This is a genomic window from Streptomyces sp. NPDC058001 (genome assembly GCF_042886315.1).
In the GTDB taxonomy this organism is placed as follows: Bacteria; Actinomycetota; Actinomycetes; order Streptomycetales; family Streptomycetaceae; genus Streptomyces.
Map to the genome: position 1 here is coordinate 142,730 of NZ_JBHVQT010000004.1, position 19,639 is coordinate 162,368.

Sequence of the window (19,639 nt, forward strand, 5' to 3'; positions counted from 1 at the left end):
GGTAGGTCCGGGGAGGGGGAAGTTACCGCCGGTACGGAAGCACCCCGAACGATGGCACCCCGAAGGGGCGCGGGGAACTGCGCGCCCAGCCACAACGAACTGGCAGCCAACACACAACGGACGCCCCCCGGAAGGGGCGCGGGGAACTGCGCAAAAACGGCCACCTAGGCTGACCCCGTGTCGGAACAGCGCCCAAAACCCCGCCAGTACCGCGTAGAGGAACTCGCCGAAGAGGCAGGCATCACGGTAAGAACCCTCCGCTTCTACCGCGAACGCCGCCTCATCGCCGCCCCACGCAAAGAGGGCCGCATCGCCTGGTACGACGACCACCACCTGGCCCGCCTCCGCACGATCGCGGCACTACTGGAACGCGGCCACACCCTGAACGGCATCGCAGAGTTGGCCGAGGCGTTCGACCACGGGCGGGACGTCGCCGACGTCCTCGGTATCGGCCCGCCGTCCGAGGAGACACCGGTCCGCCTCACCCCGGAGGAACTCGCCGACCGATTCGCCGGCGAGGTCACCCCGGCGAACTTCGCCGCCGCCCTCGAACTGGGCTACCTCGGCACCGACGGCGACGAGATCGTGCACGTCAGCCGCCGCCTCCTGGACGTGTCGTCCGCACTGGTGCACGAGGGCATTCCACTCGCGGCGGTCCTGGAAACGGGCGCGCGGGTACGGCACCACGTGGACGCGCTGGCGGATCTGTTCGCCCAACTGGTCCTGAACCACGCGTCCCCGGACGACCTGAAACGCCTACGCCCCCTCGCGAAGAGCGTGATCGAAGCAGAACTGTCCCTGGCCCTGGACCGCAGACTGGCAAAGGAAACCTGAGGAAAGTCAGACACCGACCCCATAAGTAACCGTCACCGGCGCATGATCCGACCACCGCAGTTCATGGCTCGCGGCCCGCTCCACGTACGCCTTCAGGGCCCGCTCGGCGAGACGGGGCGTCGCGAACTGGTAGTCGATGCGCCAGCCGCTGTCGTTGTCGAACGCGCGGCCCCGGTACGACCACCACGAGTAGGGACCCTCGACTTCGGGGTGCAGGGCGCGCACGACGTCGACGTAACCGCCGTCCCCTGCGTCGAGGACCCGGCCGATCCACTCCCGCTCCTCCGGCAGGAAACCGGAGTTCTTGCGGTTGCTCTTCCAGTTCTTGAGGTCGGCCTCGCGGTGGGCGATGTTCCAGTCGCCGCATACGAGCACCTCGCGCCCATCGGCGGCGGCCCGCTCGCGCAGCCCCTTGAGATACGGCAGGAACGCACCCATGAAGCGGTCCTTCTCCTCCTGCCGCTCGGTGCCGACCTCGCCGGACGGCAAGTACAGGCTCGCGACGGTGACCCCGGGCAGGTCCACCTCTGCGTACCGTCCGCTGCCGTCGAACTCGGCGGAGCCGAAGCCGATCCGTACCGCGTCCGGCACGCGCCGGGTGTAGAGGGAGACGCCCGCGCGCCCCTTGGTGGCGGCCGGCGCGTGCACCACATGCCATCCGTCGGGCTCCCGCACCTCGTCGGGGAGCTGTCCCGGCTCGGCCCTGACCTCCTGGAGGCAGAGCACATCGGCGGAGGTGTCCCCGAGCCACGCCACGAAGCCCTTTTTCGCGGCGGCCCGCAGACCGTTCACATTCACGGAGGTCACGGTGAGCATCCCGGCACGATACCGGCACACTGTCGAGGGACGGCCGACCCGTCCACGACCACCGACTCCGCATAGAAGTACGATACTCGGCATGACTATACAGACGACGCCTCCGCCCACGACGCTCCGGACCGTCTCCTTCGACCACCCCGACGCGGTGCGGCTCAACGACCGCGTCCAGCTCGAATACGCCGAGCGGTACGGGGACGACGGCGACGTCACCCACCTCGACCCGACGATGTTCGTCCCGCCCCGGGGCCTGTACCTCATCGCGTACGACGACCAGGGCACCCCGCTCGCCACCGGCGGCTGGCGCTCCCAGGACGCGAGCCCCGAGGGGTACGCGGACGGCGACGCGGAGATCAAGCGCATGTACGTCACCCCGGAGGCGCGCGGCCTGGGCCTGGCCCGCCGCATCCTGACGGCCCTGGAGTCCGACGCCCGCGAGGCGGCCCGTACCCGCATGGTCCTGGAAACCGGCACCAAGCAGCCGGAGGCCATCGCCCTCTACCTCTCCAGCGGCTACACCCTCTGCGCGAAGTTCGGCCACTACAGGGACAGCTCCCTGAGCCGCTGCTACGCCAAGCCGCTGCGCTGACCACTGCACGGAGTGAGTGGACCCCCATGCGGCGAGGGTCCGCCCGGTTCACCGGCACGCAAGCGGCACGTCATCCGTCCCACATCCACGACTGGGACGTTCACCCCATCGGCAAAGTTGGCTATACAACTCGGGGAGCGAGCGATGGCGACGTCACCGTCCGTAGAGGATCCGTCCGTAGCGGGTCTGCCGCTCATGTGGCTGCGGGACAACTGCCCCTGCCCCCGCTGCCGTGATCCGCGCAACGGGCAGAAGCTGTTCCAGATCACCGAGTTGCCCGACGACCTCGCGCTCGGCGCGGTCCGGCGGACCGCCGACGGAGTCGAGATCGACTGGGCACCCGACGGCCACCGGTCCTCGTACTCCACGCGGTGGCTGACGACCAACCGCCCCGGCACCGGCACGGACGCCGGCGACGGCCCCGGCGACCGGCGCGGTGAAACCGGCAAGACCCTGCGGACCGCCTGACTGTCGGCTGTTGTTGGGTGGGTCAGGTGTCGTCGGCCGGGCGGCGGGCCAGTGAGCCGGTGGCGGCCGAGCTGTGCGCGGTGAAGGCCACGGTCTCCGGCAGGTACCGGTCATCGGACCATTCGATCGGGGTGCCCGCCGGATCCGTACTGCACCGCCGCTCGCGCAGCAGCGGGTCGCCGGGCCGGCAGCCGAGCAGTCGCGCGTCCTCCGCGTCGGCCCGGCACAGATCGACGGTGTGCTGCGCGTCCGCGAACAACAGGCCCCGCTCCTCCAGGCCCACGGTGTACGACACGGTGTCCGCCGGCAGTTCGGCGACCAACTCGCCGACGGCGGGCGGATAGGCGGTGCGTTCCACCATGACGGGGCGCCCGGACAGGGTGCGCAGCCGCCGCACCCGGTAGACCTCGGCTCCCTCGGGCAGGCGCAGCCGCTCGCGTTCGGTCGCGTCGGCCGGGTGGGTCTGCGCGGCGATGATCCGGCCGCCGGGCTCCTCGCCGGTCGACCGGGCCCAGCGGGTGAAGCTGAGCAACTCGCCGAAGCTCTGCGGCCGTGGTGTCCCGATCACGACCCCTCGGGTGCCGCGTCGCGAGGCGACCAGGCCCTCGGCCCGCAGCACCGCCATCGCCTGACGGACCGTGCCCCGGGAAACGCCGTACCGCTCGGCGAGTTCGCCCTCGGCGGGCAGCCGGCCGCCGGAGCCGTATCGGCCCTCGCCGATCTCCCGGCCCAGGTCCGCCGCCACCCTCCGGTACAGCGCCTGGTCCTTCGCCGCCACCGCGTTCCTTCCTGTCCGGCTCCCCACGCATGTCCGGCTCCCCATGCATGCAAAGATCCCGCCCGATCATTCAGATCGGACGGGATCTTATAGGTGCGTGGACCTGAGGGGATTCGAACCCCTGGCCCCCTCGATGCGAACGAGGTGCGCTACCGGACTGCGCCACAGGCCCTTGCAACGAGTGAAACTCTAGCATCCCCGTCAGAGTGCTCGGAAATCCGATTCGGGGCGCTCCGGCCTGGTCGGCCGAGGTCGGCCGAGGGGTCCGGGGTGCGTCATTCGTTGGCGGCGCGGCGCCGGTCGCCGTCCTCGTACTGGTCGAACAGCGGCGTACGCCCCCGCTCGCGCGAGCGGCGCGCGGAGGCCGCGCGACGCGCGTCACTGCGTTCGTCGGGGCAGCCGTCGGCCTCCGGGTCGGCATCACCCTCGGCCTCCGCGTCGCCGCCCGGGTCGGCGCCCGCGTCGCCCCGCCCCGCCGCCGGCTCCGCGCTGCTGGACCGCGCCGAACTCCACGCGTCCGGTGCCCCGAGGTCGACGCCACCCTGCGCGCGCGGAGCGACCGGTGCCGTCACATACGTCGGCAGCGGCACCGGTACCGGGTCCCAACTGTCGCCGTGCCCGGGACCCTGCTGCCGCTCGCGCTGCTGGTCCACCCACTCGGCGTGATCGGTCTGCTCGACCAGCGCACGACGGTCGGCCGCCAGGGACGACAGGCCGGTGTCGGTCGCGGGGGCCTGGGCCTCCTCCGGCTCGTCGGCGACGGGCGCCTCGGCCTGCGGGCGCCGGCGCGGGTGCCGCTCACGCTCCCGCAGCCGCTGCGCCGCAGCCTCCGCGCGACGGCGGTCCATCGTGTACGTGAAGCGGCGCCGCTCCTGGGTTCGCAGATACGCGATGTACGTGCTCAGTAGGACCGCCGGGATCGCGGGCACCCACAGGAACGTGAGCCCGCCTACCGCCGCGACGATCGCGCCCAGCGTGAAGGTGAGGAACAGCAGCACGGTGGTGCGGCGCCGGCGCGCGAGCACCTTCGAGCGCCGGGCGCGCGCCGCCGCCTCGGCAGCCGCGCGGCGCCGCGCGGGCGACTCCTCGCGCGCGGGGGAAGCGGGGGACGCGGGGGCCCCGGACTTCGGGCGAGGTTTCGACTGGGCCTGCGGCTGCGGCCGGCGGCGCCTGGGCGACGCTTCCGGCACGGGCTTGCGCACCTGCGGCCCCGACTCCGACGCGGACGAAGGCGAAGGGGAAGGGGACTGGGCAGGAAACTGGGACGGGGACTGGGCAGGAGACGAAGGCGTGGCGGGCGCCGCGGACTGCGGCTTCACCGGGATCCGTGCCCGTACCTCTCCCCGCTTCGGTGCCCGCGCCGCGGCCGACTCCTTGCGCGGGGCGTTCCCGCTCGGGGCGTTCGCGCGTGGGGTGTTCGGGGGCATGGCGAAGGACCGGACGTCCACCGAGTCGGTGATGACGTCCGGCGCCTGGTCCGGACCGTGGTCCGGGTCACCGTGCGGGTCGGCGGGCGACTCGTCCTGGTCGGTCGAGCGTGCCCGCAGGTCCTTGGCGTATCGGCGCTCCATGCCCGCCCGTCCGGACAGCAGCCGGATGGCGGTACTGAAGCGTTCCGTCGGACGGGCCTCGTTCAGCTCGTCCTGCCTACGGAGCCACATCGGCACCAAGTAGGCGGCCCAGGCCCCGACGATGACTGCGTAGATGAGGCCGCTGCTGCTCACGCCTCACACGGTAGAGGGGTTTGCGTGAGGCCATCTGCCAATTGAGCCGGTGTGTCGCACGATCTGGCTGATATTCCGAGCTTTTTTTGCGACTGATGCGATCAGCAGGTCGATCCGGGTACGAAATTAGCCTCTCGGGGGTCCTTTGCCGACCGTCCGGGTTCAATTTCGAACATTTATTTTATTTCCGGGGCGTGTTCCGGGATGCGTTCCGGGTGCGTTCCGGGGCGTTCCGTGGTGTGTACGGGGCTCAGGGGCTGAGTGGGGCAGGGACTCAGGCCGTGTTCCGTGGAGTGTTCCGGGTACGGGCCTGCTGCCAGCGGCGCAGCAGCCCTTCCGGCACCTCTTCGGCGGTGAGCGCGAAGACCAGATGGTCGCGCCAGCCGCCGTCGATGTGAAGATAACGTGGACGCAGCCCTTCCTCGCGGAATCCGAGTTTCTCGACGACTCTGCGGCTGGGCACGTTCTCGGGGCGAATACAGACTTCGATGCGGTGCAGACCAACGGTGCGGAAGCAGTGGTCGACGGCGAGCGCGACGGCGGTCGGCATCACTCCGCGGCCCGCGACGGACTCGTCCACCCAGTACCCGACATGGCCGGAGCACATCGAGCCCCAGGTGATCCCGGCGACCGTCAACTGCCCTACCAGGCGCCCCTGGTACTCGATGACGAAGGGCAGCATCCGGCCCGAGTTCGCCTCCGCGCGCAGATGGCGGACCATTTGACGGTACGTGGGCCGGTGGGCGATCGGACCGGTCGGAGGAGGCGGCGGAATGGTCGCTTCCCAGGGGCGCAGCCAGTCGCGGTTGCGCCGGTTGACCTCGCGCCAGGTCCGTTGGTCGCGCAGCTTTATCGGGCGGAGAACGATGTCGCCGTCCGTCAGCTCGACCGGCCAGGTGGGTCTGTTCAGCGTGCGCTCCCCGTGGATCCAGGGCTCTTCGGCACTCCCGGGGTGGGCCGGGGGTGGTCACCGCCGCGGAGTTGGTCCACGGCGTGGGTCAACAGGGGCTCCAGGACGGCAAGTCCGTCCCGTACGCCGCCTGTGGAGCCCGGCAGGTTGACGATCAGGGTGCGTCCCGCGGTCCCCGCCAGGCCCCGGGAGAGCGCCGCGGTCGGCACCTTCTCCCTTCCGAACGCGCGAATCGCCTCCGGAATGCCCGGTACCGCGTGATCGATGACGCGATGGGTCGCCTCGGGGGTGCGGTCGGTGGGCGAGATACCGGTGCCGCCGGTGGTGAGGATCACGTCGTACCCGGCTGCCACGCCGTCGCGCAGGGCCTGTTCGACGGGGTCGCCGTCGGGGACGACGCGGGGGCCGTCGGTGGCGAAGCCGAGCGCGGTGAGTGCCTCGGCGATGAGGGGGCCGCCTTTGTCGGCGTAGACGCCGGACGCGGCGCGGTTGGACGCGGTCACGACGAGGGCCCGGTACGGTTCCGCCGGCTTCCCGGTCCCGGCTTCCTCCCGCGTCCCGGTTGCCTCCCCCGTCCCGGCCGCCTTCACCGTTCCGGCCGTCGCGGCACCTTCAGGGGAGGGTCTTTCGTGGGGGTGTCGTGCTCCCCCGATGTCGTGTGCTCTCACGCCCGGCTCCAGTGGCCCGATTTCCCGCCGGTCTTCTCCTCCACGCGTACGTCCGTGACGACCGCGCCTTTGTCGACGGCTTTCACCATGTCGACGACGGTGAGCGCGGCCACGCTGACGGCGGTGAGGGCTTCCATCTCGACGCCGGTCCGGTCGGTGGTCCTGACGGTGGCGTCGATCTCGACGGCGTCGTCCGTGACGGACAGGTCGACGGTGACGCCGGAGACGGCCAGGGGGTGGCAGAGCGGGATGAGGTCGGGGGTGCGTTTGGCGCCCATGATGCCCGCGATACGGGCCGTGGCGAGGGCGTCGCCCTTGGGGACTCCCTCACCGCGCAGCAGCTCGATCACGCGGGGCGATACGAGGACCCGGCCGGTGGCGCGGGCGGTGCGCGCGGTGACGTTCTTCTCCGTCACGTCGACCATGCGGGCGGCACCCGCCGCGTCGATGTGGGTCAGCCCCCGATCGGGCCCGCCGGGCTCGACGGTCGGGTCCTGCGCGGGGTTCCGGTCCTGCGCGGGGTCCCGGACCTGTGCAGGCTTCGAGTCCTGTGCAGGCTTCGGGCCCAGGTCAGGGTTCGGGTCCTGTTCGGGCGTTCCGGGGGTGTCCCCCCGGGAAATCGCAGTCATCGCTGTGGCGCTCCCGGTCCGGGCCCGCGCGGTGCGGCGCGCTGGACCTGTGTGCGCGACACGGTACCGCGCGCGGGGGTCGTCCGGCCTGGCAGGACCGGCGGGCGCGGCCCGCATGGCTCGCAGCGGCCCGCACCGGCGGGCGCCCGCGCGCGTGGTGGTCGTCGCGGGTCAGCCGAGCAGGACGACCTCGACCTCGGTGCCGGGCTCCACGGATGTGTCGTCCTCGGGGACGACGATCAGCGCGTCCGCGTGCGCGAGTGCCGCGACGAGGTGCGATCCGGAGGCGCCGACGGGGCTCACGGTGCCGTCGGCGGGGCTGTGCCGCCCGCGCAGGAACTGGCGGCGCCCCGCGGGTGAGGTGAGTGCCTTGTCGGTCCGCAGTACCGCGCGCGTGGTGGGCCGGTGGACGTCGGGCAGGCCCATGAGGGTGCGGATCGCGGGGCGTACGAACAGCTCGAAGGAGACGTACGACGACACGGGGTTGCCGGGGAGTGCGAGCAGCGGGGTGTGGTCGGGGCCGATGGAGCCGAAGCCCTGGGGTTTGCCGGGCTGCATGGCGAGCTTGCGGAACTCGATGCCGCTGCCCGCCTCGTCCTCGTCGCCGACGTGGGACAGGGCTTCCTTGACGACGTCGTACGCGCCGACGCTGACTCCGCCGGTGGTGACGACCATGTCGGCGCGGACGAGTTGGTCCTCGATGGTGGCGCGCAAGGTCTCGGCGTCGTCGGCGACGGCGCCCACGCGGTAGGCGATGGCGCCGGCCGCGCGCACGGCGGCGGTGAGGGCGAAGCTGTTGGAGTCGTAGATCTCTCCGTCGTCCAAGGGCTCGCCGGGCTGGACGAGTTCGCTGCCGGTGGAGATCACCACCACGCGCGGGCGGGGGCGCACGCGGACGGTGCCCAGGCCGATGGCGGCGAGCAGGGCGATCTGCGGGGCGCCGACCACCGCGCCCGCGTCCAGCGCGCGGTCGCCGGCACGGCAGTCGCTGCCCCGCGTGCGGACGTGTGCCCCGGCCTCGGCCGCGCGGTGGACGTGGACCTGTCCGGAGGCGCCTTCGGGGGCGGCGCTGTGGGCGCGCATCCCGGAGACGGGTCCGCCGCCGAGTCCTCCGTCGGTCCACTCCACGGGGACGACGGCCTCGGCGCCGGGCGGCAGCGGGGCGCCGGTCATGATGCGGGCGGCCTGGCCGGGTCCGACCCGCAGCTCGCCGGACCGGCCCGCCGCGACGTCGCCGATGACCGTCAGGACGGCCGGGAACTCCTCGCTGGCGCCCACGATGTCGGCGGCCCGGACCGCGTACCCGTCCATGGAGCTGTTGTCGAAGGGCGGCAGTGAGAGGGGCACGGTGATGTCCTCGACGAGGACACAGCCCTGGGCGTCGAGGAGTTGCAGCTCGATGGGTTCCAGGGGGCGGACGGTGCCGAGGATGTCCTCCAGGTGCTCGGTCACCGACCAGACGTGCTCCGGCCCGGCGACGGGGACGGCGGAACTGCTCACAGGGCTACATCTCCTCGGTGACATAACGGCGAAGCCAGGTCCGGAACTCCGGGCCCAGGTCTTCACGTTCGCACGCGAGTCTGACAATGGCACGCAAGTAGTCGCCGCGGTCGCCGGTGTCATAGCGGCGGCCCTTGAAGACGACGCCGTGCACCGGGCCGCCCACCTTCTCGTCGGCGGCGAGCTGCTGGAGGGCGTCGGTGAGCTGGATCTCGCCGCCGCGGCCGGGCTCGGTCCTGCGCAGTATGTCGAAGACGTGGGGGTCCAGGACATAGCGGCCGATGATGGCGAAGTTGCTGGGGGCGTCCGCCGGGTCGGGCTTCTCGACGAGTCCGGTCACCTTGACGACGTCGGCGTCACCGGCGGGTTCGACGGCCGCGCAGCCGTAGAGGTGGATCTGCTCGGGCTCGACCTCCATGAGCGCGATCACGCTGCCGCCGCGCTGTTCCTGGATCTCGACCATGCGCGCGAGGAGCGGGTCGCGGGGGTCGATCAGGTCGTCGCCGAGGAGGACCGCGAAGGGCTCGTGGCCGACGTGCGGCGCCGCGCACAGGACGGCGTGGCCGAGGCCCCTGGGGTCGCCCTGGCGGACGTAGTGCATGGTCGCGAGGTCGCTGGACTCCTGGACCTTGGCGAGCCGGGCCCGGTCGCCCTTCTTGGTGAGGGCCGACTCCAGCTCGTAGTTGCGGTCGAAGTGGTCCTCAAGGGGGCGCTTGTTGCGGCCGGTGACCATGAGGACGTCGTCGAGCCCCGCGGACACCGCCTCCTCGACCACGTACTGGATCGCCGGCTTGTCGACGACCGGCAGCATTTCCTTGGGCGTGGCCTTGGTGGCGGGCAGGAAACGCGTGCCGAGTCCCGCTGCGGGGATGACAGCCTTGGTGATCCTGGGGTGCGACTCAGTCATGCCCGTCACCCTAACCGGTGCCTATGTGTGGAATCTGTGGCTCCGGACAATTGGCTCACCTATGAGCGCATTAAGAGGAGTTTGTGTATCCACCATGAGCCCCACCAGCGGAAATACGAGGGATGGCGACACCGAGTCTGCCAAGAGAATGTTGCGGCGACAGCTCCTCACGGTGAGAAACGGGTTGACGGCGGATGACGTCCACAAGACGTCGCTGGTCCTGGCCACGCGCGCGCGGGAGCTGCCGGAGCTGTCGGGCGCCCGTACGGTCGCCGCGTATGTCTCGGTGGGCGGTGAGCCGGGCACCCGGGCGCTCCTCGACGACCTCCACGCGCGCGGGGTGCGCGTCCTGCTGCCGGTCCTGCTGGCCGACGACGACCTCGACTGGGGGGCGTACGACGGGCCCGGCTCGCTGGTGCGCGTGTCGCGTCCGGGCAGGTTCACGCTCCTGGAGCCTGGCGGCGCCCGACTCGGCCCGGACGCGGTCCTGGACGCCGACGTGGTACTGCTGCCGGGGCTCGCCGTGGACGGCCGCGGCATGCGACTGGGGCGCGGCGGCGGCTCCTACGACCGGGCCCTGGCCCGACTGGAGCGCGCGGGCGTCGACCCCGCGCGTGTGGTGCTCCTGTACGACACGGAGATCGTCGCGCGGGTGCCCGACGCGGCGCACGACCGGCCGGTGCACGCGGTGGTGACGCCGTCGGGAGTACGGCGGTTCGGGGGCGGCGCGGCGGCCGGGCCCGCTCCGCGGGGTTGACCGGCCGGCGCAGCGCGGAGTTGACCGGAAGGCGCGGCGCGGGGTTGACCGGTCCGCCCGGACGGATGAGTTCGCGTGCCCCCGGGGCCCCGTGCGCGGTTGGCCGGGCATGACACACACGATCCGTACGTTCTCCACCGCCGCCGCGCTCGCCGTGGGCGCCCTGCTGTCCAGCGGTGCCGCTCCCGCCCTGGCCGAGGGGCTCGCCAGCGCGGGACCCCTCTCGTCGGACGGCCTGGCGACCGCCGCCAAGGGCGGTTTGGAGGTCGTCAGGACCTGCGGCCTGCCGACCGTCTCCGAGCCCGCCTCCGTCGTCCAGAACTGCACCGAGGGCTCCCTCAGCCGCTGACCCCCGCCGAGGGCCCGCAGACGACGGCATACGGCAGTGAGAAGGCCCCGCACGCGTGCGTGCGGGGCCGTCACGTACCGGAAGGACAGGGCGTGCGGTCAGGGTCGCAGCACGAGCGTGTCCTGCGTCGTCCCGTCGACGGCGTCCTTGGTGTAGGCCCAGTCGAGGAGTTCGCCCTTGACCCACTTGTCCGTCTGGTCGGTGTAGTGCGCGCTGTAGGCGTGCCCGGAGGCGCCCGTCAGGTTGATCCACTTGGACTTGTCGAGGTCGTCGAGGTTGACGACCATCCGCATGGACGGCACCCAGATCACCTGGTAGCCGCCCGCCGCGTTCCAGCCGGTGGCGTCGACCGCCGCCTCGCCGCCGCCCAGGTTCCACGGGCCGCGGTTGAGCGCGTACTTGAGGAAGCCGGGGCCCTCGGTGCCGAGGGTCTGGTTCTTCAGGGTCAGCCGGTGCAGGCGGCCCCAGCTCCAGGTGTCGATGTCCTTGCCGAGCTTGGCGGTCAGCTCCCAGCGGGCGTCCTCCATGGCCCGCGCGAAGAGCTGGTCACGCGTCTTCGTCTCCGGGTCGGTGCGGGTCGCCGGGGCCTTCCACCAGTCGTTGTTCTCGTCGTTGAGGATCTTGCGCACGACCTCGTACCAGCGGTCGCCGCCGTCCGGCTGTGCCGAGTCCGCGGCCCGCTCACCGCACTCACGCACCCGCCGGTCCTCGTCCGCGGGGCCGGTGTTGTCGGCGGGTTCGACGTTCAGGCACTGCCCCTCGACACGCAGTTCCTTGGGCAGCTTGTTGCCGAAGGCGAGCTTGAGGATGTTGCGCCACACGGCGTTGAAGTACGCGGCGGCGGCCGAGTCCGAGGTCTGGGTGTAGTTCCAGCCCTCCAGGAGCTTCTGCGCGTCGCGTACGTTCGGGTCGGACACGTCGATCTTGAGCAGCTTGGGCGTCAGCAGTTCGGCGATCTCGCTGCTGTTGTCCGTCTGCATCTGGCGCATGTCCTCGGTGGAGATCTTGCCGCCGCCCTTGAGCTTCGACTCTATGAGGTCGGTGATGCGCTGGCTGCGCGCGCCGTAACCCCAGTCCGTGGTGAGCGTGTACGGGTACTTGTCCTTGTCGACGACGGCCTGGTTGGCGGTCACGATGTAGCCGCGCTTCGGGTCGTACTCGTAGGGCAGCTCGGACTGGTCGATGTAGCCGGTCCACCGGTACTTGGGGTCCCAGCCGGGCGCGGGCAGCGAGCCGTCGTGCCCCTTCGCGCGCGTGGGGATCTTTCCGGGCGCCTGGTACCCGATGTGGCCCTCGACGTCGGCGTAGGTCAGGTTCTGCGAGGGCACCTCGAAGTGGGTGGCGGCCTTGCGGAACTCCGTCCAGTTCTTGGCCTTGTTGATCTCGAAGACGGCGTCCATGGACCTGCCGGGGTCCAGCGCCGTCCAGCGCAGGGCCACCCCGTAACCGTCGCCGCGGTCGGGTGCCACGCTGGTGACGCCGGCCTTCTTGCCGACCTTGACGAGTTCGCTGTCACGGTCGGAGAGCAGGGGGCCGTTGTTGGTCTCGCGGACGGTGATGGTCTTGCTGCCGCCCCCGGCGATCTTGATGTGCTCCTTGCGGACCGTGAAGGGCAGCACCTTGTCGCCGAACTGGTAGCCGTTGCCGGAGAACTTCTCCAGGTACAGGTCGGTGACGTCGGCGCCCAGGTTCGTCATGCCCCAGGTGATGTCCTGGTTGTGGCCGATGATCACACCGGGCATCCCGGAGAAGGTGAAGCCGGAGACGTCGTACTGGCAGCTGTCGGTGACATCGCGGCAGTGCAGGCCCATCTGGTACCAGAGCGACGGCAGCTGGGGCGCGAGGTGCGGGTCGTTGGCGAGCAGCGGCTTGCCGGTGATGGTGTGGTCGCCGGAGACGACCCACGAGTTGGAGCCGATGCCGTTGCCGCTGGGGCCGAAGACCGACGGGATCGCGTCCAGGGCGTCGGAGAGGCCCGCCAGCTGGCTCTGGAGCCCCGAGGGAGCCGTCGTGCCACCCGCGAGGCCCGTGCCCGCCGTACCGCCGCTGGACGCCGTCTGGGACGCGCCCTTGGGCTGGTACGACTCCGTGACGGGGTCGTAGGCGCCCTCCTGCACGATCGGCTTGTTCCGGTCGTACGGGTACTCGGGGTACAGGTCCTCGATCTGCGAGGGGCCGAGGCGGCTGGTCATCAGGGAACGGTCGATCTCGTCCTGCATGTTGCCGCGCAGGTCCCACGCCATCGCCTTGAGCCATGCGACGGAGTCGACCGGGGACCACTGCTGCGGCTTGTAGTCGTTGGTGAAGCCGAGGGCCGCGTACTCGACGGAGATGTCGGCGCCGTCCTTGCCCGCGAGATAGGCGTTGACCCCCTTGGCGTACGCCTGGAGGTACTTCTTCGTGTCCGCCGAGAGCTTGGTGTCGTACTCCTCCTGCGCCACCCGCTGCCAGCCGAGCGTGCGCAGGAACTCGTCGGTCTTGACCTGGCTCTTGCCGAACATCTCGGAGAGCCGCCCGGACGTCGTGTGCCGGCGGACGTCCATCTCCCAGAAGCGGTCCTGTGCCTGCACGTAGCCCTGCGCCATGAACAGGTCCTCGTCCGACGAGGCATAGATCTGCGGAATGCCGTTCCCGTCACGCTTCACATCGACGGGACCGGCCAGCCCGTCGAGCTTGATCGAACCCTTGGTCTGCGGGAAGGAGGCCCGCACGGTGCTGATGCTCCAGTACGCGCCGTATCCCACGCCGACCACGATGGCCAGAACCAGGACGATCACGAACAGACGGGCTCTACGGCCCTTCTTCCTGCCGTTCTTCCTGCCGGACGTGCCGGACTGCTGGCCGGAGGAGGCGGTGGTGTTGGCGGGCATCGCTGTCCTTGCTGTCCTTCGCGAGCGGCAGGGCGGTCTGAGCGGGAGGCGCGATCACGGGAGCGCTGGAGCAACCATAGGCGCAGGGCATGCGGGCGCCGGACGCGGAGTCAGCAAAGCAAGGACCCATTTCCGTACGGACGTTCGGACGCGTCAAGAAAGCGTTAACGATTAGGTAAGGTAACGAAGTAATACCTGATGCCCGCGCAGGAAGGATTCGGCTCCTGACTGTCCACCACCTCAACCAGCTCCTGCTCATCTGCTCGCTCGTGCTGCTCATCGCGGTGGCAGCGGTTCGGATCTCGTCCCGCAGCGGGCTCCCCAGCCTGCTCGTCTACCTCGGCATCGGCGTTGCCATGGGCCAGGACGGCATCGGCAACGTGACCTTCAACAACGCCGAGTTGACCCAGGTGATCGGCTATGCCGCCCTGGTGGTGATCCTGGCCGAAGGCGGCCTGGGCACCAAGTGGAAGGAGATCAAACCCGCCCTGCCCGCCGCCGCCGCGCTGTCGACGGTGGGCGTCGCGATCAGCGTCGGCGTCACGGCCGCGGGCGCGCACTATCTCGTCGGGCTGGAGTGGCGGCAGGCACTCATCATCGGCGCGGTGGTGTCCTCGACGGACGCCGCGGCCGTCTTCTCCGTCCTGCGCAAAGTGCCCCTTCCCGCGCGCGTGACGGGCGTGCTGGAGGCCGAATCCGGGTTCAACGACGCCCCCGTGGTCATCCTCGTGGTCGCCTTCTCGACCGCGGGTCCCGTCGAACACTGGTACGTCCTCGTCGGCGAGATCGCCCTGGAACTGGCGATCGGCGCGGCCATCGGGCTCGCCGTCGGCTGGCTCGGCGCCTACGGGCTGCGGCATGTCGCGCTGCCCGCGTCCGGCCTCTACCCGATCGCCGTGATGGCCATCGCCGTGACCGCGTACGCGGCCGGGGCGCTCGTCCACGGCAGCGGCTTCCTCGCCGTCTATCTCGCCGCGATGGTCCTGGGCAACGCCAAACTGCCGCACTGGCCCGCGACGCGCGGCTTCGCGGAAGGTCTGGGCTGGATCGCGCAGATCGGCATGTTCGTCCTGCTCGGCCTGCTCGTGACCCCGCACGACCTCCTCGACGACGCCTTGCCGGCGCTCATCATCGGACTGGTCCTGACGGCGGTGGCACGGCCCCTGGAAGTCGTCATCAGTCTGCTGCCGTTCCGGGTGCCCTGGCCCGAACAGATCCTCATGTCCTGGGCCGGACTGCGCGGCGCCGTACCCATCATCCTGGCGACGATCCCCATGGTGAACGGCGTCCAGGACAGCCGTCGCATCTTCAACATCGTCTTCGTCCTGGTCGTCGCCTACACCCTCGTCCAGGGCCCCACACTGCCCTGGCTGGCGCGGAAACTGCGCCTCGGCGACGACTCGGAGGCCGCCGACCTCGGCATCGAGTCGGCGCCCCTGGAGCGGCTGCGCGGCCACCTTTTGTCGGTGGCCATCCCCAAGGGGTCGCGCATGCACGGCGTCGAAGTGGGCGAACTGCGGCTGCCCTCGGGCGCCGCCGTCACCCTGATCGTCCGCGACGGCAAGTCGTTCGTACCGGCTCCTTCCACGGTGCTGCGGCGCGGCGACGAACTCCTCGTCGTCGCGACCGATCCGGTACGGGACGCGGCCGAGGCACGACTGCGGGCCGTCGGACACGGGGGCAAGCTCGCCGGATGGCTCGGGTCGGGGTCGTCGGCGGGGCGGTGAGGGCGGGGCCCGGTCCCGGGGCATCAGCGGGGCCGGGTCCCAGAGGTGCGAACGGGGCCCGGTCCCGGGTATCGCAGGTGACGAGCGCCTCACCTCACCGATGCGCAGGTGAAGCCGCCCATTCCCCCTGTACGATGCAGGCACACCCTGATCGAACCAACTCTGCCTGACGCAGAGCTGGCGCTACCGTATGGCGGCCGTGGTGCCCGGCAGTGGGGCCCGGTATCTACCGCAGTTCCGCGCAAGAGGACAGCTCTCGGCACCCCCGTACCCCGGGCGCGCCACCAGGTGGCAGAAAGGCACGGGCCGTGGAATCCACGGTCACCACGAAGCCGTCCCGCCCCGGCTACGGGCAGCTGCTGCGCACCCGCGGCGCCTGGACGTTCCTGCTCCCCGGCTTCGCCGCACGCCAGCCGTTCGCGATGCTCACCATCTCGATCGTCCTGCTGGTCCAGCACACCACCGGCTCGTACGGGGCGGCCGGCGCCGTGTCCGCCGTCACCGGCGTCTCCATGGCGGTGTTCGCGCCCTTCACCGGCAAGTTCGCGGACCGCTTCGGGCAGCGCGCGGTCCTGCTGCCCGGTGTCCTCGTACACACCGCGTCCGTCCTCACCCTGACCGCGCTGGCACTCGCCGACGCCCCCCTGTGGGCGCTGTTCGCCGCCGCCGTACCCACGGGCGCCTCCGTCCCGCAGATCGGGCCCATGGTGCGCGCCCGGTGGGGCGTCAAGCTCCAGGACTCGCCCCTGAAGACGACCGCCGCCGCCTTCGAGTCCGTCACCGACGAACTCACCTTCGTTCTGGGACCCCTGTTCGCGACCGCCCTGTGCACCGCCGTCGACCCGGCGGCCGGACTGATCACCGAGGCCGGACTGACTCTCGTGGGCGGTCTGCTGTTCGCCGCCCAGAAGGCCACCCAGCCGCGGCCCGCACGGTACGGCGGCGACGGGCACGCACGCGTGGAGCACGTTTCCGCACTGCGGGTGCCCGGCGTACGGGTGCTGATCGTGACGTTCCTCGGCATCGGCGCGGTCTTCGGCGGGATGCAGGTCTCGCTCGCCGCGTTCACCGAGTCGATGGGCGAGCCCGGTCTGACGGGTGTCCTGTACGGCGTTTTCGCGGCGGGAAACATGCTCTCCGGCATCGCGTGCGGCGCCATCGCCTGGAAGGTCGCCCCGCAGCGCCGCCTCGTCCTCTCCTACGCCGCCCTCACCCTGGCCGCGTCCGGGCTGTGGGCCGCCCAGACCACCGTCCTGCTCGCCGGGGCCGGCCTGCTCGTCGGCATGTGCATCGCCCCCGCCCTGATCACCGGCTACACCCTCGTCGAACGGCTCGTCCCGCAGAGCGGCCGTACCGAGGCGTTCACCTGGCTGACCGGCGCCGTCGCCCTCGGCCAGGCCGCCGCCGTCTCGGTCGCCGGACAACTGGAGGACCGCGCGTGGGACGGCGCCGGATTCCTGGTCCCCCTCGGCGGCACGGCGCTCGCCCTGGTGACCCTTCTGGCCCTGCGGTCACGGCTCACCCCGCCGCCTTCCTCACGCACCGTCGCGCGTGGCATCGGTCACCGCGCGCCGGTGGCGGTGGACTGATCTCAAGGAATACGTCACTATGGACCGTCGTTAGCACTCATCGAGTGAGAGTGCCAGGAGGAAGCAAGTGCCGACGTACCAGTACCAGTGCACCGAGTGCGGCGAGGGCCTCGAAGCGGTGCAGAAGTTCACCGATGACGCCCTGACCCAGTGCCCCAGCTGCGACGGACGCCTCAAGAAGGTGTTCTCCGCGGTCGGCATCGTCTTCAAGGGCTCCGGTTTCTACCGCAACGACAGCCGTGGGTCGTCGTCCAGCAGCGCACCGGCGTCGAAGGCGGCGTCCGGAGCCTCCGGCGGCTCGGGCTCGGGCTCCGGATCGGGCGGCTCCTCCTCGGACTCCTCGTCGACGTCTTCTTCGTCTTCGTCGTCGTCCTCTTCTTCGTCTTCGTCGTCCTCCTCGTCATCGGGTACGTCCGGTACGAGCAGTTCGTCGGCCGCGTAGGCGGATCACCGGGTTCTGGCCGTCCCGGCGGTCCTGGCGCACTGTTCTGCCTGTCCCGTCTGTCTTGGCCGTCCCGGCAGTCCTGGCTCTGGAGGCCCCGCCGTTTCCGACGGTGGGGTCTTCGGCGTTCCCGGGCCCGGCTGCTGTGCGTCGCCGAGCCCGGCTACTGTGCTGGCCATGGCGAATACGACGAACGCGCCCCGGGCGAAGGCCGAGATCGGTGTCATCGGCGGCTCGGGCTTCTACTCCTTCCTCGACAACGTGACCGAGGTCCAGGTCGACACCCCCTACGGAGCGCCGAGCGACTCGCTGTTCCTCGGCGAGATCGCCGGCCGCCGGGTCGCCTTCCTCCCCCGCCACGGCCGCGGACACCACTTGCCTCCGCACCGCATCAACTACCGCGCCAACCTGTGGGCCCTGCGTTCCGTCGGCGCGCGCCAGATCCTCGGCCCCTGCGCGGTGGGCGGGCTGCGTGCCGAATACGGGCCCGGCACCCTGCTCGTACCCGACCAGCTCGTGGACCGTACGAAGGCGCGGGCGCAGACGTACTTCGACGGATTCCCGCTGCCTGACGGCTCGGTGCCCAACGTCGTCCATGTGTCCTTCGCCGACCCCTACTGCCCCGTCGGACGCCGGATCGCCGTCAAGGCCGCCCAGGGACGCGACTGGGAGCCGGTGGACGGCGGCACCCTCGTCGTGGTCGAGGGCCCCCGCTTCTCGACCCGTGCCGAGTCGAAGTGGCATGCCGCGCAGGGTTGGTCGGTGGTCGGGATGACGGGCCACCCGGAAGCCGTGCTCGCCCGCGAACTGGAGCTGTGCTACACGTCGTTGACCCTGGTCACCGACCTCGACGCGGGAGCCGAGACCGGCGAGGGCGTCTCGCACGAGGAGGTTCTGAAGGTCTTCGCGTCCAACGTGGACCGGCTGCGGACGGTGCTGTTCGACGCGGTGGCGGAGCTGCCGGCCGACGGGGAGCGGGACTGTCTGTGTGCGGGGGCGCTGACGGGGATCGACACGGGGATCGAGTTGCCGTGAGGTGAGGGCGCCCTGGTTGGGGGCTGCCTTCTGCCCTGGTCAGCGGCCGGAACTACCCCTTCGGGTGAGGGAGTTATCCACAATCCGGGGGTGGCCCACAGGGCTCAGCGGGGTTCGGCGAGAAGCCTCATGGTGGGAGGACACAGCGGCTCTCTCACCGACGGCGGTGGTCTCCCATGGCTCAGTCCCCGACCCCCTTTCCGACTCCAGTCCCGACCCCTCACCCGACTTCCCACCCGGCTCCATTCCCCGCACCCTTCCCCGCTCCATTCCCGGTGCGCCTTCCGGCGGTCTCGGCCTTCCCGGCGCCTTCCTCGCCCACTCCGGCCCCCGGCTCCGTTCCCTTTCCGGCTCCGTCCCTCTCGTCGCGGGGTGAGGCTCCGCCGAGGTGTGAGGTCCCGCCCTTCCCTCCCCTGCGGGTGCGCGGCCGGCGCTTCGCGCCGCGATGGCTGCTGCGGCACCGGCGACGGGTCATGGCCGCGGTCCTCGCGGTGACGGCGGTCGCGCTGATCACCACGGGAGCACGGGAGGCGCCGGGGCCGGGGCGGGAGGCAGGGGCGCGGGAGACGACTCACGCGCAGGCGCGGGGGCAGACAGCGGCGGCGCTCGAAGGGGACCCGCGCGCCCCCGAGTTGGTGAGTGCGCCGGTGCGGATCACCGATGCGGCGACCGTGCGGTTACTGCGACCGGGCGATCGGATCGACGTGGTCGCGGCAGGTGGTGCGGACGGCGCGGCGACGGGCGACGGGGCGGCCCGGGTGGTCGCGTCGGGGGTACGGGTGGTGGAGGTGCCCGAGCCTCCCGAGGGCACCGGAGTCGCCGGGACGGGCGATATCGCCACGGAGGGCGGGGCGTTGGTGGTTCTGGCCGTCCCCCGGGCGACGGCCACACGGCTGGCGGGCGCCGGTGCGACCTCACGGCTGGTGGTGACTCTGTGTTGAAGGCCAGGGTCCGAGATGTCACCAGGGCACACTTCGATTACGACGTCAGCGGTTCACTGTCAAGTCGCTCGATCGCGGGACGCAATTGGACAGGGCCGCCACGCCC

General features: G+C 71.0%; 19 protein-coding genes and 1 tRNA gene. 10 read left to right on the top strand and 10 right to left on the bottom strand.

The window, feature by feature from the left end:
• The first annotated feature begins 177 nt into the window (after positions 1 to 177).
• A complete protein-coding gene (locus ACFVT5_RS10380; protein ID WP_389883958.1) occupies positions 178 to 834 on the top strand; it encodes a MerR family transcriptional regulator in 657 nt (218 codons plus the stop codon).
• A gap of 6 nt (positions 835 to 840) precedes the next feature.
• Here the strand turns inward: ACFVT5_RS10380 and ACFVT5_RS10385 are convergent, their stop codons facing one another.
• The gene (locus ACFVT5_RS10385) at positions 841 to 1,650 is read right to left on the bottom strand and encodes an exodeoxyribonuclease III (protein ID WP_389883961.1); all 810 of its coding nucleotides are present in this window, start codon (positions 1,648 to 1,650) and stop codon (positions 841 to 843) included.
• Between the two features lie 82 nt (positions 1,651 to 1,732).
• Here ACFVT5_RS10385 and ACFVT5_RS10390 point away from each other — a divergent pair, with 82 nt between their 5' ends.
• Both ACFVT5_RS10390 and ACFVT5_RS10395 read left to right on the top strand, forming a co-directional pair.
• Positions 1,733 to 2,239: a GNAT family N-acetyltransferase gene (locus ACFVT5_RS10390; protein ID WP_389883964.1), complete on the top strand. Its 507-nt coding sequence runs from the start codon at positions 1,733 to 1,735 to the stop codon at positions 2,237 to 2,239.
• A gap of 144 nt (positions 2,240 to 2,383) precedes the next feature.
• The gene (locus tag ACFVT5_RS10395; protein ID WP_389883967.1) at positions 2,384 to 2,707 is read left to right on the top strand and encodes a gamma-butyrobetaine hydroxylase-like domain-containing protein; all 324 of its coding nucleotides are present in this window, start codon (positions 2,384 to 2,386) and stop codon (positions 2,705 to 2,707) included.
• 22 nt (positions 2,708 to 2,729) lie between these two features.
• Here ACFVT5_RS10395 and ACFVT5_RS10400 read toward each other — a convergent pair whose 3' ends face one another.
• The 8 genes from ACFVT5_RS10400 to galU all read right to left on the bottom strand — a co-directional run bounded on the left by ACFVT5_RS10400 (position 2,730) and on the right by galU (position 9,823).
• A complete protein-coding gene (locus ACFVT5_RS10400) occupies positions 2,730 to 3,485 on the bottom strand; it encodes a GntR family transcriptional regulator (protein WP_389883970.1) in 756 nt (251 codons plus the stop codon).
• Positions 3,486 to 3,583: 98 nt separating this feature from the next.
• Positions 3,584 to 3,657 (bottom strand) — tRNA-Ala (locus ACFVT5_RS10405).
• 103 nt (positions 3,658 to 3,760) lie between these two features.
• On the bottom strand, positions 3,761 to 5,209 hold the full coding sequence (gene glpR, locus ACFVT5_RS10410; protein WP_389883974.1) for a gephyrin-like molybdotransferase receptor GlpR: 1,449 nt from the start codon (positions 5,207 to 5,209) through the stop codon (positions 3,761 to 3,763).
• Positions 5,210 to 5,483: 274 nt separating this feature from the next.
• A complete protein-coding gene (locus ACFVT5_RS10415) occupies positions 5,484 to 6,119 on the bottom strand; it encodes a GNAT family N-acetyltransferase (RefSeq protein WP_389885217.1) in 636 nt (211 codons plus the stop codon).
• The gene (locus ACFVT5_RS10420; protein ID WP_389883977.1) at positions 6,116 to 6,709 is read right to left on the bottom strand and encodes a molybdenum cofactor biosynthesis protein B; all 594 of its coding nucleotides are present in this window, start codon (positions 6,707 to 6,709) and stop codon (positions 6,116 to 6,118) included. The genes ACFVT5_RS10415 and ACFVT5_RS10420 overlap by 4 nt, the downstream gene beginning before the upstream one ends.
• A gap of 74 nt (positions 6,710 to 6,783) precedes the next feature.
• Positions 6,784 to 7,212 (bottom strand): cyclic pyranopterin monophosphate synthase MoaC, encoded by a 429-nt coding sequence (gene moaC / locus ACFVT5_RS10425; protein ID WP_389885220.1) that lies wholly within the window; start codon positions 7,210 to 7,212, stop codon positions 6,784 to 6,786.
• Positions 7,213 to 7,587: 375 nt separating this feature from the next.
• Positions 7,588 to 8,940: a gephyrin-like molybdotransferase Glp gene (glp, locus tag ACFVT5_RS10430; RefSeq protein WP_389883980.1), complete on the bottom strand. Its 1,353-nt coding sequence runs from the start codon at positions 8,938 to 8,940 to the stop codon at positions 7,588 to 7,590.
• Positions 8,921 to 9,823: a UTP--glucose-1-phosphate uridylyltransferase GalU gene (galU, locus tag ACFVT5_RS10435; RefSeq protein WP_389883982.1), complete on the bottom strand. Its 903-nt coding sequence runs from the start codon at positions 9,821 to 9,823 to the stop codon at positions 8,921 to 8,923. Before galU ends, glp begins: the two co-directional genes overlap by 20 nt.
• Before the next feature lie 148 nt (positions 9,824 to 9,971).
• Between galU and ACFVT5_RS10440 the strand changes: the two genes are divergently transcribed.
• Together ACFVT5_RS10440 and ACFVT5_RS10445 are read left to right on the top strand one after the other, a co-directional pair.
• On the top strand, positions 9,972 to 10,580 hold the full coding sequence (locus ACFVT5_RS10440; protein WP_389883985.1) for a 5-formyltetrahydrofolate cyclo-ligase: 609 nt from the start codon (positions 9,972 to 9,974) through the stop codon (positions 10,578 to 10,580).
• A 109-nt stretch (positions 10,581 to 10,689) separates the two neighbouring features.
• The gene (locus tag ACFVT5_RS10445; protein WP_389883988.1) at positions 10,690 to 10,929 is read left to right on the top strand and encodes a hypothetical protein; all 240 of its coding nucleotides are present in this window, start codon (positions 10,690 to 10,692) and stop codon (positions 10,927 to 10,929) included.
• A 98-nt stretch (positions 10,930 to 11,027) separates the two neighbouring features.
• On the opposite strand, the gene ACFVT5_RS10450 is transcribed toward ACFVT5_RS10445, so the two are convergent.
• Positions 11,028 to 13,799, bottom strand: a complete 2,772-nt coding sequence (locus tag ACFVT5_RS10450; RefSeq protein ID WP_389883990.1) for a penicillin acylase family protein — start codon at positions 13,797 to 13,799, stop codon at positions 11,028 to 11,030.
• Positions 13,800 to 14,023: 224 nt separating this feature from the next.
• On the opposite strand from ACFVT5_RS10450, the gene ACFVT5_RS10455 reads away from it, so the two are divergent.
• The 5 genes from ACFVT5_RS10455 to ACFVT5_RS10475 all read left to right on the top strand — a co-directional run bounded on the left by ACFVT5_RS10455 (position 14,024) and on the right by ACFVT5_RS10475 (position 19,533).
• Positions 14,024 to 15,526: a potassium/proton antiporter gene (locus ACFVT5_RS10455; protein WP_389885222.1), complete on the top strand. Its 1,503-nt coding sequence runs from the start codon at positions 14,024 to 14,026 to the stop codon at positions 15,524 to 15,526.
• 308 nt (positions 15,527 to 15,834) lie between these two features.
• Positions 15,835 to 17,115, top strand: coding sequence for an MFS transporter (locus ACFVT5_RS10460; RefSeq protein ID WP_389883993.1), 1,281 nt, complete (start codon positions 15,835 to 15,837; stop codon positions 17,113 to 17,115).
• A gap of 67 nt (positions 17,116 to 17,182) precedes the next feature.
• Positions 17,183 to 17,557, top strand: coding sequence for an FmdB family zinc ribbon protein (locus tag ACFVT5_RS10465; protein ID WP_389883996.1), 375 nt, complete (start codon positions 17,183 to 17,185; stop codon positions 17,555 to 17,557).
• Between the two features lie 177 nt (positions 17,558 to 17,734).
• Positions 17,735 to 18,592: an S-methyl-5'-thioadenosine phosphorylase gene (locus ACFVT5_RS10470; protein WP_389883999.1), complete on the top strand. Its 858-nt coding sequence runs from the start codon at positions 17,735 to 17,737 to the stop codon at positions 18,590 to 18,592.
• A 419-nt stretch (positions 18,593 to 19,011) separates the two neighbouring features.
• Positions 19,012 to 19,533, top strand: a complete 522-nt coding sequence (locus tag ACFVT5_RS10475; protein WP_389884002.1) for an RcpC/CpaB family pilus assembly protein — start codon at positions 19,012 to 19,014, stop codon at positions 19,531 to 19,533.
• Positions 19,534 to 19,639 lie beyond the last annotated feature (106 nt).

Bases quoted from the DNA above. Each gene is read 5' to 3' on its own strand.
- moaC (WP_389885220.1), bottom strand. From the start codon at position 7,212: ATGGTCGACGTGACGGAGAAGAACGTCACCGCGCGCACCGCCCGCGCC.
- ACFVT5_RS10470 (WP_389883999.1), top strand. From the start codon at position 17,735: ATGGCGAATACGACGAACGCGCCCCGGGCGAAGGCCGAGATCGGTGTC.
- ACFVT5_RS10440 (WP_389883985.1), top strand. From the start codon at position 9,972: ATGTTGCGGCGACAGCTCCTCACGGTGAGAAACGGGTTGACGGCGGAT.
- glp (WP_389883980.1), bottom strand. From the start codon at position 8,940: ATGTCACCGAGGAGATGTAGCCCTGTGAGCAGTTCCGCCGTCCCCGTC.
- ACFVT5_RS10385 (WP_389883961.1), bottom strand. From the start codon at position 1,650: ATGCTCACCGTGACCTCCGTGAATGTGAACGGTCTGCGGGCCGCCGCG.
- ACFVT5_RS10390 (WP_389883964.1), top strand. From the start codon at position 1,733: ATGACTATACAGACGACGCCTCCGCCCACGACGCTCCGGACCGTCTCC.
- galU (WP_389883982.1), bottom strand. From the start codon at position 9,823: ATGACTGAGTCGCACCCCAGGATCACCAAGGCTGTCATCCCCGCAGCG.
- ACFVT5_RS10450 (WP_389883990.1), bottom strand. From the start codon at position 13,799: ATGCCCGCCAACACCACCGCCTCCTCCGGCCAGCAGTCCGGCACGTCC.
- ACFVT5_RS10395 (WP_389883967.1), top strand. From the start codon at position 2,384: ATGGCGACGTCACCGTCCGTAGAGGATCCGTCCGTAGCGGGTCTGCCG.
- ACFVT5_RS10445 (WP_389883988.1), top strand. From the start codon at position 10,690: ATGACACACACGATCCGTACGTTCTCCACCGCCGCCGCGCTCGCCGTG.